This is a genomic window from Flavobacterium sp. P21, assembly GCF_050632225.1.
Lineage (GTDB): Bacteria > Bacteroidota > Bacteroidia > Flavobacteriales > Flavobacteriaceae > Flavobacterium.
Map to the genome: position 1 here is coordinate 196,193 of NZ_CP192585.1, position 15,599 is coordinate 211,791.

General features: G+C 33.9%; 11 protein-coding genes and 4 pseudogenes. 8 read left to right on the top strand and 7 right to left on the bottom strand.

The window, feature by feature from the left end:
• Nucleotides 1-33 precede the first annotated feature (33 nt).
• The 3 genes and pseudogenes from ACQ9BO_RS00975 to gdhA all read right to left on the bottom strand — a co-directional run bounded on the left by ACQ9BO_RS00975 (nucleotide 34) and on the right by gdhA (nucleotide 3,790).
• Nucleotides 34-1,092 carry a T9SS type A sorting domain-containing protein gene (locus tag ACQ9BO_RS00975; protein WP_431243303.1) on the bottom strand — a complete coding sequence of 353 codons (1,059 nt, stop codon included), beginning with the start codon at nucleotides 1,090-1,092 and terminating at the stop codon, nucleotides 34-36.
• A complete protein-coding gene (locus tag ACQ9BO_RS00980; RefSeq protein WP_431243304.1) occupies nucleotides 1,035-2,249 on the bottom strand; it encodes a hypothetical protein in 1,215 nt (404 codons plus the stop codon). The genes ACQ9BO_RS00975 and ACQ9BO_RS00980 overlap by 58 nt, the downstream gene beginning before the upstream one ends.
• A 196-nt stretch (nucleotides 2,250-2,445) precedes the next feature.
• Nucleotides 2,446-3,790 (bottom strand): annotated as a pseudogene (gene gdhA / locus ACQ9BO_RS00985) (NADP-specific glutamate dehydrogenase).
• Nucleotides 3,791-4,115: 325 nt separating this feature from the next.
• On the opposite strand from gdhA, the gene ACQ9BO_RS00990 reads away from it, so the two are divergent.
• Nucleotides 4,116-4,907, top strand: a complete 792-nt coding sequence (locus ACQ9BO_RS00990; protein WP_431243305.1) for a THC0290_0291 family protein — start codon at nucleotides 4,116-4,118, stop codon at nucleotides 4,905-4,907.
• Nucleotides 4,908-4,989: 82 nt separating this feature from the next.
• Here ACQ9BO_RS00990 and ACQ9BO_RS00995 read toward each other — a convergent pair.
• A pseudogene (locus tag ACQ9BO_RS00995) lies at nucleotides 4,990-6,133 on the bottom strand (cystathionine gamma-synthase).
• 412 nt (nucleotides 6,134-6,545) lie between these two features.
• Here ACQ9BO_RS00995 and ACQ9BO_RS01000 point away from each other — a divergent pair.
• Nucleotides 6,546-6,917 carry a hypothetical protein gene (locus ACQ9BO_RS01000; RefSeq protein WP_431245046.1) on the top strand — a complete coding sequence of 124 codons (372 nt, stop codon included), beginning with the start codon at nucleotides 6,546-6,548 and terminating at the stop codon, nucleotides 6,915-6,917.
• The gene (locus ACQ9BO_RS01005; RefSeq protein WP_431245047.1) at nucleotides 6,899-7,078 is read left to right on the top strand and encodes an RsiV family protein; all 180 of its coding nucleotides are present in this window, start codon (nucleotides 6,899-6,901) and stop codon (nucleotides 7,076-7,078) included. Before ACQ9BO_RS01000 ends, ACQ9BO_RS01005 begins: the two co-directional genes overlap by 19 nt.
• Before the next feature lie 119 nt (nucleotides 7,079-7,197).
• Here ACQ9BO_RS01005 and ACQ9BO_RS01010 read toward each other — a convergent pair whose 3' ends face one another.
• From ACQ9BO_RS01010 to ACQ9BO_RS01020, 3 genes are all read right to left on the bottom strand, one after another.
• Nucleotides 7,198-8,343, bottom strand: coding sequence for an ATP-binding protein (locus tag ACQ9BO_RS01010; RefSeq protein WP_431243306.1), 1,146 nt, complete (start codon nucleotides 8,341-8,343; stop codon nucleotides 7,198-7,200).
• Nucleotides 8,344-8,475: 132 nt separating this feature from the next.
• Nucleotides 8,476-9,231: an SDR family NAD(P)-dependent oxidoreductase gene (locus ACQ9BO_RS01015; RefSeq protein WP_431243307.1), complete on the bottom strand. Its 756-nt coding sequence runs from the start codon at nucleotides 9,229-9,231 to the stop codon at nucleotides 8,476-8,478.
• A 127-nt stretch (nucleotides 9,232-9,358) separates the two neighbouring features.
• Complete coding sequence (locus ACQ9BO_RS01020) at nucleotides 9,359-10,234, bottom strand: aldo/keto reductase (RefSeq protein ID WP_431243308.1); 876 nt, start codon at nucleotides 10,232-10,234, stop codon at nucleotides 9,359-9,361.
• A gap of 224 nt (nucleotides 10,235-10,458) precedes the next feature.
• Here ACQ9BO_RS01020 and ACQ9BO_RS01025 point away from each other — a divergent pair, with 224 nt between their 5' ends.
• The 5 genes and pseudogenes from ACQ9BO_RS01025 (at nucleotide 10,459) to ACQ9BO_RS01045 (ending at nucleotide 15,556) form a co-directional block, all read left to right on the top strand.
• A complete protein-coding gene (locus tag ACQ9BO_RS01025) occupies nucleotides 10,459-11,463 on the top strand; it encodes an AAA family ATPase (RefSeq protein ID WP_431243309.1) in 1,005 nt (334 codons plus the stop codon).
• Between the two features lie 93 nt (nucleotides 11,464-11,556).
• Nucleotides 11,557-12,419 (top strand): annotated as a pseudogene (locus ACQ9BO_RS01030) (DUF58 domain-containing protein).
• Between the two features lie 65 nt (nucleotides 12,420-12,484).
• A complete protein-coding gene (locus ACQ9BO_RS01035) occupies nucleotides 12,485-12,841 on the top strand; it encodes a four helix bundle protein (RefSeq protein WP_431243310.1) in 357 nt (118 codons plus the stop codon).
• An 84-nt stretch (nucleotides 12,842-12,925) separates the two neighbouring features.
• Nucleotides 12,926-14,555, top strand: a pseudogene (locus tag ACQ9BO_RS01040) (hypothetical protein).
• Nucleotides 14,555-15,556 carry a vWA domain-containing protein gene (locus ACQ9BO_RS01045; protein WP_431243311.1) on the top strand — a complete coding sequence of 334 codons (1,002 nt, stop codon included), beginning with the start codon at nucleotides 14,555-14,557 and terminating at the stop codon, nucleotides 15,554-15,556. The pseudogene ACQ9BO_RS01040 and the gene ACQ9BO_RS01045 overlap by 1 nt, the downstream one beginning before the upstream one ends.
• Nucleotides 15,557-15,599 lie beyond the last annotated feature (43 nt).

Below are 15,599 nucleotides of genomic sequence, written 5' to 3' on the forward strand. Positions count from 1 at the left end.
ATCCAAACTGAAAACTGAGACTGCGACTGAATACTAACGAATAACCATCACTTTTTTGACTTTTGTCTCGCTTCCATCCTGAGCCGAAATAAAAATCATATAAACACCTGAAGAAACTTTGTATTTTCCAAAAGCAGTTGTGTCCCATTCAATTGTTCCGCCTTCAGAAGTGGCTTCGTAAACTAAATTTCCTTCAATATCCGTGATTTTAATATTGGCTTTATCCAATAATCCGGCAACTTTTACCGTTCCAGAATAAGTTGGGCGAACTGGATTTGGATAAACATAAACGTTATTCAAATCTTCGTTGGCTTCAGTGGCAATTCCGCCAAAAGAAATCATTCCTTTATTGGTTGCTATAAAAACTTCACCCGTTGTGCTATTGATTTTAATATCATTTATGGCATTGCTTGGCAAAGGCGAATTACTATTTGTAAAATGATATTTTGTTTCCTGACCGTTTGGCGAAACCATAAAAACTCCAGAATCGCTTGTTCCAATCCATTTATTATTGGCTCCATCAACCGCAATTGTGGTTATAAATTGCTCGTAAAGAAGTTCCTGAGCTAAATTATCTTCCATAATAATTATTGGATTTGCTTTTAGCTGGCTGTCATTCTGAAAATTTCCAACATTGGATAAAACACGTAATCCTTTTGTTGTTCCAATCCAAAGCTGATTTTTAGTGTCAATTGCCAATGACCTAACATCGGCAATTGGGAGATTTCCAGCATCGGCACCAAAAGTCATTTTTTTGAATGTATTATTTGTTTCATTAAAACCAACAACACCGTCACGATTTGTCGCAATCCATTTTACATTGTTTCGATCTACGAGAATTGCACCATAACTACTCGCTTGAGCATCATCTAAAATTGACGTCATGGCATAACTTCCCCATTGCCCATTTGTTTTTAAAACTTTTAAGCCATTTTTAATTCGGCTATTTGTTACCCATAAATTTCCAGTTTTATCAAAAGCTGTAGCATTGATACGAACATCAATATAATTTGGACCTTCGGTAGTAATCGATTCTAAACCGCTGTTTTTTTCATTATATAAAAAATTTGGAATATTATCTTCGATCCGCAATAATCCAGAAAAAAAGAACTCGCATAAACTTGCTTTTCATTCTTTGGATTAACAATGACTCTTGTCATCGACTTTGCATTATAAACATCAGAATAAGGAATATTCAGCCAGCCAGATGTATTGTATTTGCTAACACCATAACTATCTAAATCATACGGATTATAATAGGTGTCATAATCTCCATAAACCGCCCAAAGCACATTTGGAGTAATATCCATTGAAAAAATATTATTTCGAGCTGGACCAAAAGGCGTATCATTAAGAAAAGCGACACTATTTGAAAGCGATGACGAAAACAAACCTTTTTCTTTTGTTCCGATATAAATTGAACTTCCGACAGCAGTTGCAGAAGTAAAATTAATTGTATTATCTAAAACCTGTGTATTTGCAATTTGTCGAATCAGAACCATTTGATTATTGTAAACATAAACTGTATTTGCAGTCGTAATAAACAAATTATGATTTTTCGCCCTGATATCAACGGTAGTTTGTGGCAATTGCGAAAAGCCTACAAATACACTTGAATTGAATCGATGCACATAGCCCGAATTATTTACAGCAATCAGCTCTGTATCTAGCGTTTCTATGCCGTACCAGTTTCCTGTATTCACAACAGTCCACTGCTTAAAATCATTTAAATTTGGATTTGTGATATCTGCTCTTCTTATTCCGCTGGAAGTTGCGGCATAAATAAATCCGTTAAAAAAGGCTGTTTGCTTGACACTAATTTCGGCACCATTATCGCCAATAAAATAAGTGTCTCCAAATTGTGAAGTCGTTAAATTAAATTGAACAATCCCGAAATCGCAGGAAACATAAACCAACCCATTATGTTCCATAAAATGATTGATTTTTTTAAGATTTGGGGCCAATTGCTTATTGATGATATCAACTACTTTTAGCATACTTCCATCAGCTTCATTTACTACGATCATCAAACCGTTTTCGTAGCCAATAATTGTTTTTTTGAATGCCTCACTATAATAAACCGATGAAATTGTTTGTCCAGAAAGACCATCAATTGTAGTAGTTGTTTTGACCGTATTTGACGAAGCATTTTTAGAAAACAAAGCATTCTCTGAAGCCGCATAAACAGCTGTTGAAGATTCTGAAATATCTTTTATTTCGTTAAACGAAAAATAACCCTGCCATGACAATTTATTCTGCGAAAAGCTAAATTGAAACAGGATTAGAAACAAAATATACAGAAACCTTCCTCTCATTATTTTACGTATTCAGATAGCAAATATACTACAAACGGAAGTATTTGCTTTTTGTTCTTTTTATAAATAAAAAAATGCCTTCAATTGTCAATGACAAATGAAGACATTTCAAAAAAACTATAACTAAAAATTACACTACACCTTGAGCAAGCATAGCATCGGCAACCTTAACAAATCCAGCAATGTTAGCTCCTTTTACGTAGTTTACATAGCCATCTTCTTCAGCGCCATATTTTTTACATTGGTTATGAATTCCAACCATAATGTCTTTTAACCTTAAATCAACCTCTTCACTCGTCCAGTTCAAACGGATAGAGTTTTGCGTCATTTCTAATCCAGAAGCGAGCAACACCACCAGCATTAGCCGCTTTTCCAGGAGCAAAAAGAACTTTATTATCTAAGAAAAGTTTAATGGCATCTAATGTAGAAGGCATATTCGCGGCTTCAGTTACACACAAAACGCCATTGTCAATTAATTTCTTAGCATCGTCACCATTTAATTCGTTTTGAGTAGCACATGGAATTGCGATATCAACTTTTACTTCCCAAGGGCTTTTTCCTTTATGGAAAACAGCGTTTGGATATTTCTCTAAATATCTTTCTGCTCTATTATCACCAGTAGCTCTCATTTCAAGCATGTGGTCGATTTTTTCTCCAGAGATTCCTTCTTCATCATAAATATATCCGTCAGGTCCAGAAATCGTAACTACTTTTCCTCCAAGTTCATTTACTTTTAGAGCAACTCCCCAAGCCACATTTCCGAATCCAGAAATTGCAACTTTTTTACCTTTAATTTCATGACCAATTGTACGAAGCATTTGATCTGTAAAATAAACTACTCCATATCCTGTAGCTTCTGGTCTGATTAATGAACCTCCGTAAGCCAAACCTTTTCCAGTTAAAACTCCAGTAAATTCATTTCTGATTCTTTTGTATTGTCCAAACAAATAACCAATTTCTCTTGCACCTACACCGATATCTCCTGCTGGAACGTCAAGATCTGGACCAATATGACGACATAATTCCGTCATAAATGATTGGCAGAAACGCATAATTTCACCATCAGATTTTCCTTCTGGGTCAAAATCAGAACCTCCTTTTCCTCCACCCATTGGAAGCGTCGTCAAACTGTTTTTAAAAACTTGTTCAAACGCCAAGAATTTTAAAACTGATAAGTTTACTGTATGATGAAATCTGATTCCTCCTTTATAAGGTCCAATTGCAGAGTTCATCTGGATTCTAAACCCTCTGTTTACAATGATTTCTCCTTTATCATCTACCCACGGAACTCTAAAAATTACCGATCTTTCAGGTTCAGCTATCCTAAGAAGTAAATTTTTCCCATCATATTTTTTTCTTTCTGCAATAAACGGAATAACTGTTTCTGCAAATTCTCTAACAGCTTGAAGAAATTCTGGCTCGTTTGGATTTTTTGACTCCACTAGAGCCATAAATTCATTTATTTTTTGTTCCATTTTTAAATAAATTATTCAAATAATAGTTTTTAACTTAACATCAAATTTAGGTACAAAAAAGCTTCAAGAAAACGTTTTCGTATCAACAAGCAAAGATAAGGTAAAACAATCATGAATTGTTATTTTTTTTCGTTTTTAAAGAAGAATTGTGTTATTTCTAAACAAAAATTAAAATCCAATTTTAAGCCTCCGATTTTACATCGAATCACAACACTTAAAGTCAGAAAATTAAGTGTTTTGTTACTAATTTTTTAATAGCCGTATTTAATATTTTGTTTAGACTAGGTTTTTTATATATTTGCCTAGATTTCTAAGCCCAAATTTTATGCTCAAACCCGTAATTATCACGCTATTTGCCATTCTTGGCATAAGCACTGTTGCAAATGCTCAATCTGATCTTGCACAAGAAATAGGAATATTCGCAGGTCCCGTAACACTGCAGTCAGATTTTGGACAAAGAAACAATTTTGATACCAATGTTGGAAACACTGGATTTGGTGTTGGAGTTATGCACTTTATCAACTTCTCAGCGGCTAACAATCATGAAAGTTTTTTCACTGAACACTTTAAAGTAAGATCAGAGCTTTCATTTAGCCATACTGAACTTAAACATTTTGGAAGATGGGTTGACAAAAAACCAGAAACGGTATTTGTTAACATGCTTAAAAACATGAAGGCAACTTCAACTACAGTAGGGATAGGATCTCAATTAGAGTTTTCTTTTATCAAAATACATGATTTCGAAAACACAGTTGGTAGCTTCAGTCCGTATTTGAGCCTTGGATTTCAAGTAGATTACTATTCTGCAAAAGTAGGTTCTAATTTAGGCGACATGACGCTTCCTAATGTAACCATAGGAAAGTATTTAACGCCCTCAGATGGAAGAGCACACGGATTTTCTACAGAAGACGGAATTGTTGTAGCCGCAACCGGAGGAGTTGGTGTTCATTATAAACTGACAACAATGAGCGATTTAATGTTTGAAACTCGTTTTAAAATGTTTAGCAATGACTGGGTTGATGGTCTAAATCCAAATAAAGATCTTTATAAAGAAAATAAGTCGAATGACTGGCAAGTATGGTTCAACTTTGGATATATCTATTATTTAGAATTCTAAATCTAGAATAATTACAATATAAAAAATCCCAAATTCCAAAATGATTAAAATTGGAATTTGGGATTTTTATTTTGCTTATATCTTAAGCTAATGCCTGTTCTAAATCGGCTATTAAATCTGCTTGCATCTTCGATACCAACACTTAGTCTTACCAAATCATCAGTAATACCAACTTCAGCTCTTTTATCAGCAGGAATAGAAGCATGCGTCATCAAAGCTGGATGATTTGCCAAAGACTCTACTCCACCTAAAGATTCTGCCAAAGTAAATACTTTCAATTTCTCTAAAAATGCAATAGAATCTTCTTTTTTACCTGATTTGAAAGTAAACGAAACCATTCCACCAAAAGCCTTCATTTGCTTTTTAGCAATTTCATGAAAAGGATGATTTTTCAAACCTGGGTAATAAACCGTATCGATTTTTGGATGATTGCTCAAAAACTCCACCACTTTTTCTCCATTTTCGCAATGTCTCTGAACACGCAGTGCAAGTGTTTTAATTCCTCTTAAAACTAAAAAACTATCCATTGGCCCTAATGTCGCACCAGTTGCAAATTGCTGAAAATGCAATTGATCACCTAACGCTTCATCTTTAACAATCAGAGCACCTGCAATAACATCAGAATGTCCTCCTAAATATTTTGTTGCCGAGTGCATCACGATATCTGCTCCTAAATCCAAAGGCTTCTGCAAATATGGCGTTGCAAAAGTATTATCTACAGCAAATAAAATATTGTTTGCTTTGGTGATTTTGGCTACTTCTTCAATATCCGCCAATTTCATCAACGGATTTGTTGGTGTTTCCACCCAAACCAATTTTGTATTTTCATTGATTAGTGATTTCAATTTTTCGATATCAGTCATATCAACAAAATGAAACTTAATTCCTGAATCTTTATAAATTCGAGAGAACATTCTATAAGTTCCTCCATATAAATCATCCATTGCGATGATTTCGTCACCGGCTTTAAAAGATCTTAAAATACAATCGGTCGCCGCTAATCCAGAAGAAAAAGCCAATCCGCGAGTACCATTTTCAATACTTGCCAAAGCGTTTTCTAAAGCTGTACGAGTTGGATTCGACGCACGACTGTACTCATAATCTGCCAAAGGCTTACCTGGACTTGTTTGAATAAAGGTTGAAGTTTGATACACCGGAGGCATCACAGCTCCCGTACTTGGATCATGATGCTGACCACCATGTATTACTTTTGTATTGAATTTCATATAGTTACAAATTTTAAATCCTTAAATCTTGTACAAATTTACCGTTTAATTTATTCTAATCCTGACACAACTTCTTACCTTTGTATATAATTAACACTTTTTTAAGCTGAAAACACTACTAGCTAGAACTTTGCAAAAGCAAAACTTCACAAATAAATTGTGATCCAATGCATGACCATTAACAAATAACTTTCACATATATGAAACATTATACTTTTTTAGTCTTTTTGTTTTTGATATTCACAAGTTGTAACAAAGAGCTTTCATTTGACAATGAAACATTTGAAAAAGAATCTACTATACCTTGCAAAAGCGATTGTCCAAAAATTACAATTGAAGTTCCAATTGCCAAAAATGCAAAAACCATGCCGCAGACAGCATCAATAAAAAAGTTTTTTCGGTCGTAAAAGAGATTGTTTATTTTGGTGAAGATCCCACAAAGGCAACCGATTATAAAATACTAGCGCAATCTTTTATTGATTCATATGAAGAAATGCATAAAAAATTTCCAAACGAGACTTTTGGTTGGGAAGGAAAAATCATTGGAAATGTAGAATTTCACTCTGATGAAATTTTAAATATAAAAATTGACCATTATACTTTTACCGGAGGCGCCCACGGATATCAAGGTTTTAAATCGTTATTATTCAATCCAAAAACCGGGAAAACAATTTTTACGGATCAATTGTTTAATAATGAAAAAGAATTTATGGCTTTCGCCGAAAAAAATTCCGCGAGAAATATAAAATTCCAGCAAAAGCCAATATCAATGCGACTGGCTTAATGTTTGAAAACGACAAATTTCACTTGCCCCAGAATATTTTTTATACTGAAGAAGGTTTGCTTTTATATTACAACTCCTACGAAGCCGCATCTTATGCTGATGGTCCTAAAGAAATTTTATTTCCGTATGATGAAATAAACCAATATTTAAAATACCATTAAAAGATTCTAAGGCTCTAAGATGCTGAGACACTAAGATTCTGAGGTTTCTGTAGAAATGCACTGCGGTGCAATAAACTTTTAAGTTTTAGTAAAAAAACTTAGAACCTTAGCGCCTTTATTTACTGCACATCATATTTCATCTTTCTCAAAACTCGGAGCGCTTCTTTAAAAGACAAATAAACAGCTGGAAACGGCTTTAGCAATAATTTTGAATCGATTAGTTTTTGCTTGGCTTCATCAAAACCATTCAAATAACAAATCATAAAAGTTGAAGGAAGATTTTCAAGATCTGCTAGTTCTCGCGACGACAGAGCAAATCCTTTGTGCAATTTTTGAAGCAATGCTATATTTGAATTGTAAATATGATAGAGCATTTTTCTATTGAATTCCGGAGGTTGAAAAAGCATTTCACGGTCAATTTTATAATATCCATTATCAAAAAAATGTATGGTCTGTTTTTCTAAAGGATAAAAACTTGTTTTATCGTTTAATCCTAGCGGAACATATTCTGTAATGGTAAAAGTATCATCATTATATTCGATAGTAACTACATCTAGCGCAGAATAAAATAGTTTAATCTGTTCATTAATCAATTCGATATCTACTCTGGAAAGAAATGTTTTATCTCGAGATTTTTTTCCAACTCCAGCCCAGCAAATCACAAACAATTCTTTAAAGACTCGATATTTTGGCGACATATCTTTGTGCCTAAAATTCATAAAATCAATAACGCCGTCTAAAGTATATTGAATGCTGTTTCGAGAACTGTTTTCAATTCCGATTACCGTTTCGGTATTTTGATAATTTTTCTCGACTTCCTCGTGCTCTTCTAAAGGAGTAGAATTACTGCCTCGCCTTACAAAGACACTATTAGCAAGAATCGTATGAATTCCTTTTTTAAAGTAAGAGATTTTGCTTTTAGGTTTTATAGTAACCAAACCTATTACTTTATCTTTTGGAAGATTTGGAAAAGGAACGTTTTCGTATTGGATTTTGGGAGGATTTTCTAAAAAGGCATTGACCAGATTCTGAATTCGGCTGTCATCAAAAAAATCATCTCCAACAATTTCGTTATCCTGATCTTCGACACCCACAACGATATAAGAATTATTATTTGGGTTAGAATTGGATAATGCGCAAATGTGTTTTAAGAACTTTCCTTTCCCTTCTCGTGAATGAAGATTCAACTGCCTCTTTTTATCATAAAAACTGCTCTCATCATTATGAGCGAGGAGATTCTTTATCAAAAGGCGTTTGTTGATCATAGTCTATTTTTTTCTGCCACTAATTGCACTAATTTACACTAATTAAAAACCCGCAAATCATTTTAATTCCAATTCATAATCTTAAAACGTAAAAAAGACGCACAGCAGTGCGTCTCTACAATAAAATTTCTTTTAAATATTTTTCTTGACAATTGTTGCCGAGGCCTGCGCAGTCGGATAAACAATCAAATCAGCAATATTTACGTGATACTTTCTTGAAACTACAAAATGAATAATATCTGCAATATCTTCTGCTTGAAGTGCATCTAAACCTTTATACACATTTGAAGCTCTGTCAGCATCGCCTTTAAAACGAACTTCACTGAATTCGGTTTCAACCATTCCTGGATGAATTGCTCCAACTCGAATTCCGTACGGATTCAAATCCATTCGCATTCCGTTATTGATCGCATCGACAGCATGTTTTGAAGCACAATACACATTCCCGTTTGGATAAACTTCTTTTCCTGCAATGGAACCAATATTAATAATATGTCCTGATTTTCTCTCGATCATCTGTGGAATTATAGCTTTGGATACATACAAAAGCCCTTTTACATTAATATCAATCATGGCGTCCCAATCTTCAATATCTCCATTTTGAATCGGATCCAAACCGTGTGCATTTCCAGCATTATTGATTAAAACATCAATAGTCGAAAAATCTGCTGGCAATGAATTGATTTCTGTAAAAACGGCATCCTTATCTCGAACATCAAAAGAAAGCGAATAAACTTCGGTAAAAGCAGAAAGCTCTTTTTCTAATTCTTCCAGTCGGTCTTTGCGTCTTCCACAAAGAATCACTTTATAATTGTTTTTTGCCAGTATTTGTGCGGTTGCTTTACCAATGCCGCTTGTTGCTCCAGTTATTAGGGCTGTTTTTTTCATTTTATTTTTTTATTTCTTTTTCCACAGATTAAGGGATTAAAAAGGATTTTTAAATCTGTGAAAATCCTTTAATCTGTGGCTAACATTTTTTTGTTTGGCATTTAGCTAAAATCTGAACACTTAAAATTTAAGGCACATCATCGCCCATACTTTCTGTCCAGATCGCGAACCAGTCTTCTTTGTCCAGATCCAATTCTACTGCTTTTAGCAATGCCTGAATTCTGGCAATGTTCACCGTTCCGGCAATCGGAATAACTCCAGCAGGATGTTTCAAAATCCAAGCAAGTAAAAGTGTATCTGCACCAAGATGATATTTCTCTAATAATGTTGAAAACAGTTTTTTCAAACGGCGTGTTTTCTTCGTATCTTCTCTAAAAACAGTTCCAAGAGGATTCCATGACAACGGACGAATTCCGTGAGTCTGCATATAATCTAAACTTCCGTCCAACATTGGTTCGTAATGCGTTGCGGAAAATTGCACTTGATTATAGCTTACTTCTGTTTTTTGACGGATCAATTCGGTTTGAGAACTCGTAAAATTCGAAAGTCCGAAATCAATAATTTTTCCATCTGATTTCAGTTTTTCAACCGCTTCTGCAATTTCATCTGCTTGCATTAACGGACTTGGTCTGTGTAATAAAAAAACGTCAATAAAATCTGTTTTTAAATTTTTAAGAGATTCCTCTGCAGACCAAATAATGTATTCTTTAGAATAATCGTAATGTTTGATTTTGTTTTGAGGACGTTTTTCAGCAATCATCTGAATACCGCACTTCGTGATTAATTGTACTTTTTCGCGGGAAATTTTACTAGCCTTAAAGGCTTTTCCAAAATCAGCTTCGGTGGTATAATCGCCGTAAATATCGGCATGATCAAAAGTTGTAATTTTGTTTTCGATACTAATTTGTATCATGTTTTCCATTTCTTTAGTCGAAAGGTTTTTGTCCCATACTCCCCAATTCATAGTGCCCGAAATAATAGGCGATAATGTTGTTTTGCTCATGGTTATATTGCGTTATTTTTGGTAATAAATATGCTTTTTAAAAACATACACATCAAAGTTCTTAAAAATATAAAAATAGATTCACAATTCGTCCTTAAAATTAGGTGATTGGTCGAAGTTTTAACCATTCTTTAACATCTTACTTCTCAAAAAATATTCAATTTGCACTCTCAAAAACCGGGCGTAAAAATCAAGAGTTTAAAAAAGCTTTTAAAAACATTTATATGGAAGAAAATACAACGACTTTAGACATTAGAGCGATCAATGAAAAAATTGAAAGAGAAAGTGCTTTTATAGACCTTCTTACAATGGAAATGAACAAAGTTATTGTGGGCCAGAAAAATATGGTCGAACGTTTATTAATTGGTTTATTAGGACAAGGACATATTTTGCTTGAAGGAGTTCCTGGTTTAGCCAAAACTTTAGCAATCAACACGCTTTCTCAAGCGGTTCAAGGTTCTTTCAGCCGTATTCAGTTTACACCCGACTTATTGCCAGCCGATGTTATCGGAACGATGATTTACAATATTAAAGCAAACGAATTCTCAATTAAAAAAGGACCAATCTTTGCTAATTTCGTACTTGCCGATGAGATCAACCGTGCTCCTGCAAAAGTACAATCTGCACTTTTGGAGGCGATGCAAGAAAAACAAGTAACTATTGGCGATACTACTTTTAAATTAGATCGTCCGTTTTTAGTATTAGCAACACAAAATCCAGTTGAACAAGAAGGAACTTATCAATTGCCTGAAGCGCAAGTTGACCGTTTCATGCTAAAAACTGTAATTGATTATCCAAAAATTGATGAAGAGCGTTTTGTAATTCGTCAAAACTTAAAAGGAACTTACGAAAAAGTAAATCCTGTAGTTTCTGTAGATCAAATCTTGCGCGCACAGGAAGCGGTTCGTGAAGTTTACATGGACGAAAAAATCGAAAAATACATCTTAGATATCATTTTTGCTACTCGTTACCCAGAGAAATACAAATTAGCCGATTTAAAACCGCTTATCAGTTTTGGAGCTTCTCCTCGTGGAAGTATCAACTTGGCTAATGCGGCAAAATGCTACGCTTTCATCAAACGTCGTGGTTATGTAATTCCAGAAGACGTTCGTGCAGTTGTTCACGATGTTTTGCGCCACAGAGTTGGGATTACTTATGAGGCCGAAGCTGAAAACATCACTTCTGTAGACATTATCAACAAAATCGTTAACGAGATTGAAGTACCTTAATAAATTTTAGATTTTAGATTGCAGATTTTAGATTTAAAACTGCAATCTAAAAATAATCTAAAATCTAATATCTAAAATCTGCAATCCAAAAAAATGGATACAAAAGAGCTTTTAAAAAAAGTACGGAAAATAGAAATCAAAACGAAAAGACTGAGCAATCATATCTTTTCGGGAGAATACCACTCTTCATTTAAAGGACGAGGAATGACGTTTAGCGAGGTGCGTCAATACCAATACGGAGATGATATTCGTAACATCGATTGGAACGTAACCGCACGCTACAACGAAGCTCACGTTAAAGTATTTGAAGAAGAACGCGAACTAACCATGGTTTTAATGGTTGACATTTCGGGTTCAGAAGGTTTTGGATCAAAAAGCCAATTTAAGAAAGACATCGTAACCGAAATTGCGGCAACGATGGCTTTTTCGGCTACACAAAATAATGACAAAATCGGATTGATTTTATTTTCTGATAATGTCGAATTATACATTCCACCAAAAAAAGGCCGTTCGCACGTTTTGAGAATCATTCGTGAATTGATCGAATTTGAACCAAAAAGCCATAAAACCGATATTTCTGAAGCTTTGAAATTTTTATCGGGAACTCAAAAAAGAAAGCCATTGTTTTTATGATTTCAGATTTCATGTCTGAAAATTATGAGCAAACATTAAAAATTGCTTCAAAAAAACATGATTTAACAGGAGTTCGCGTGTATGATATTCGCGAAGAAAAAATTCCGAATCTGGGAATGGTAAATATGCTTGATGCTGAAACTGGAAGAACAATTTTGGTCGATACCGGTTCTAAAGCTGTCCGAATGAATTACGAAAAACATTATCACGAGAGAGTAAATTATTTCAAAGAAACTTTCAGCAAATCGGGTGCCGGCGTGGTAAATACCAGAGTCGATGAAAATTATGTAACTAAACTGTTGGGATATTTTAAGTCGAGATAAAGATTTTTGATTTTTGATTAACGATTTTTGATTTTTGATGGATGTTAGAGGTTTAAGATTTAAAAATGAATAAACAACAATTAGAAAATAGATTGATTGATTTTGTTGCAAGCATAATAAGACTAACTATTAAATTTGAAAAAAACTACGCTGGAAATCATTTATTAGGACAAATAACCCGTTCTAGTACATCTCCAGCTTTAAATTATGGTGAAGCGCAAAGTGCAGAAAGCAAAAAAGATTTTATTCATAAAATGGGAGTTTGCTTGAAAGAATTAAGAGAAACATTTGTTTGTTTAAAAATAATAGAAAAAGCAAACCTAACAGCAGATTTAGAGAGTCTAACAAAAGCAAAAGAAGAAGCTAATCAATTAATCTCAATTTTTGTATCAAGTATTAAAACATCAAAAAATAATTCATAAAATTTAAAGATTAACCTTCAAAGTAATTGACAATCTTAGGGAAAATCAAAAATCAAAAATCGTTAATCTTCAATCGTTAATCAAATGAAATTAAAATTTTACATATTTCTATTTTTGCTTACATCGGCGGTTTTTGCACAGCAAAAGCAGGTAGAAACAAGTATTGATACCACAAAAAACAAAATTGGTGCCGAGTTTAAACTTACACTTAAAACAGTCGTAAGCTCAAAATCAAAAGTTGTTTTTCCTCAGCCAAAAACTATTGGTTCATTAGAGGTTATTCAATCTTATCCAATTGATACCGTTAAGAAAAACGACACGTATGAATTGATTAAGAAATATGGCTTAACGCAATTTGATTCAGGAAAATATACCATTTCACCAGTTCAAATTTTAATTGATAAAAAACCTTATTTATCAGATTCCATCAAAGTTGAAGTTGCTGGAGTAAAAGTTGATACATTACAGCAAAAAATGTACGACATCAAAGACATTTCTACAGCAGATAGTAGTTTTGGAAATTGGTGGCTATATATAATATTACTTGTACTTATTCTTGGAATCGGCGCTTACGTTTATTGGGACACTAAAAAGCGTCAGAAGAAAAAATCGAAGAAGAAGTTTACAAAACACCGATTGAAAAAGCAACTAGTTTGCTTAATAGTCTAGAGTCAAAAGAGCTTATTCAAAAAGGCGAAATCAAAGAATACTACAGTGAATTGACTGATATTGCCAGAAATTATATCGAAGAGGCGATTCATATTCCTGCAATGGAAAGCACGACATCTGAGTTGATCGCGACAATCAAAACTGCATCGACAAAGAAAAAATGACTTTGACGCCAGAAACAGTTGAAAATCTAGAACGTGTTCTCCGTCAAGCGGATTTGGTAAAATTTGCCAAATCAAAACCTCTTGATTTTGAAATCACCGAAGACAGAAACAAAATTCAGAAAGTAATTTTAACGCTGGATAATGCAATTCCGACAGAAATTCCATCTGAAGAAGATGAGTTACTGAACGAAGCGCAAAGACAAAAACAAATCAAACTTCAACTGAAGAAACAAAGAAACAGACGAATTACTATTGCTATAGGATCTGTTTTTGCTTTATTGATTTTGACAACAGTCGTTTTAATTGCCGTAAAAGGTTTTAAAAATGTAAAAGATACCGTTTTAATGAACCCAACTAAACGACTTTTAGAAAGCGAATGGGTAAAAAGTGAATACGGAAATCCGGGAGTTTTAATCGAAACACCACAAGTTTTAAAACGAGTAGATCCGCTAAAATTTCTTCCTAAAGATGCTATGGCTGTGATTAAGGAAATGCAACTTTTTGTTTATGGAGGCATGACAGACAATTTTTACATTGCAGTTTCAACAAGCAAATTCAAAACTCCAACAGAAATTGATTTGGCAAAAACTTTAGAAGGTTCATTAAAAATTATTGAAGCTCAAGGTGGTCAAAACATTATTGTAAAACAAGAAGATTACCAAACAAACGAAGGTGTTCAAGGCTTAAAAGGATACGGAACAATGACGGTTATAAACCCTCTTACTAAAAGCAGTACAAAAGTATATTATGAAATTCTTTTGTTCAAACAAGAACAAGGATTGCAACAAATTATTATTTCGCACGAAGAAGGCGACAGCTACGGAAATACTATTACTGACCGAATTTTAAATTCTGTTGAACTTAAAAAAGCAAGCAACTAATGGGAAAAATCACTTTTTTAAATCCAGAATTCTTTTGGCTTTTTCTTCTGATTCCAGTCGTAATTGCTTGGTATTTTTGGAAACGCAACCAGCAGTCGGCGACTTTAAAAATGAGTTCGACACAAGGTTTCAAAAACAGTGAATCGCTGTTGGTGAAATTAAAGCCTTGTTTATACGTTTTTAGAATTATAGCATTATGTTCTTTGATTATTGCTTTGGCAAGACCAAGAACAGTTGACATTAGCAATCAGACCAAAACAACAAAAGGAATTGATATTGTAATGGCAATTGACGTTTCTGGAAGTATGCTGGCAAAAGATTTAAAGCCAAACCGTATGGAAGCTTTAAAAAGAGTTGTCGCAGATTTTGTTGGAGAAAGACCAAACGACAGGATCGGTTTAGTTTTATATGCATCAGAAGCTTATACTAAAACGCCTGTTACGAGCGATAAAGCCATTATTTTAGAAGCAATAAAAGAAATCAAATATGATACTGCTTTACAAGATGGAACTGGAATTGGAATGGGATTGGCAACTGCCGTAAACCGACTAAAAGACAGTAAAGCAAAAAGCCGCGTTATTATTTTATTGACAGATGGTGTAAACAATGCCGGATTTATTGAGCCTGAAACTGCGGCCGATATTGCAAAACAATACGGAATCAAAGTGTACACAATTGGTTTAGGAACAAACGGAATGGCTGAGTCGCCTTATGCATATGGGCCAAATGGCGGTTTCTTATTCAAAATGCAAAAAGTAGAAATCGACGAGCAATTAATGAAAAGTATTGCCCGCAAAACGGATGGAACATATTTTAGAGCAACAAGCAATGATCGATTAGCTCAGATTTACAATTCGATCAATAAATTAGAAACAACAGAAATCCAAGAATTAAAATTCTACGATTATGACGAAAAATACAGAATGTTCGTTGCATTGGCAGTCTTTTTATTATTGCTGGAAGTTGGTTTAAGAAATACAGTTTACAGAAGCTTCATTTAATTTTAGATTTAAAAAAATCTAAAATCTAAATTCAGAAATCTAA

What these genes read in the sequence shown, in the direction of transcription:
- ACQ9BO_RS00990 (WP_431243305.1), top strand. Translation starts at nt 4,116, where the DNA reads ATGCTCAAACCCGTAATTATCACGCTATTTGCCATTCTTGGCATAAGC.
- ACQ9BO_RS01010 (WP_431243306.1), bottom strand. Translation starts at nt 8,343, where the DNA reads ATGATCAACAAACGCCTTTTGATAAAGAATCTCCTCGCTCATAATGAT.
- ACQ9BO_RS01015 (WP_431243307.1), bottom strand. Translation starts at nt 9,231, where the DNA reads ATGAAAAAAACAGCCCTAATAACTGGAGCAACAAGCGGCATTGGTAAA.
- ACQ9BO_RS01020 (WP_431243308.1), bottom strand. Translation starts at nt 10,234, where the DNA reads ATGAGCAAAACAACATTATCGCCTATTATTTCGGGCACTATGAATTGG.
- ACQ9BO_RS01025 (WP_431243309.1), top strand. Translation starts at nt 10,459, where the DNA reads ATGGAAGAAAATACAACGACTTTAGACATTAGAGCGATCAATGAAAAA.
- ACQ9BO_RS01035 (WP_431243310.1), top strand. Translation starts at nt 12,485, where the DNA reads ATGAATAAACAACAATTAGAAAATAGATTGATTGATTTTGTTGCAAGC.
- ACQ9BO_RS01045 (WP_431243311.1), top strand. Translation starts at nt 14,555, where the DNA reads ATGGGAAAAATCACTTTTTTAAATCCAGAATTCTTTTGGCTTTTTCTT.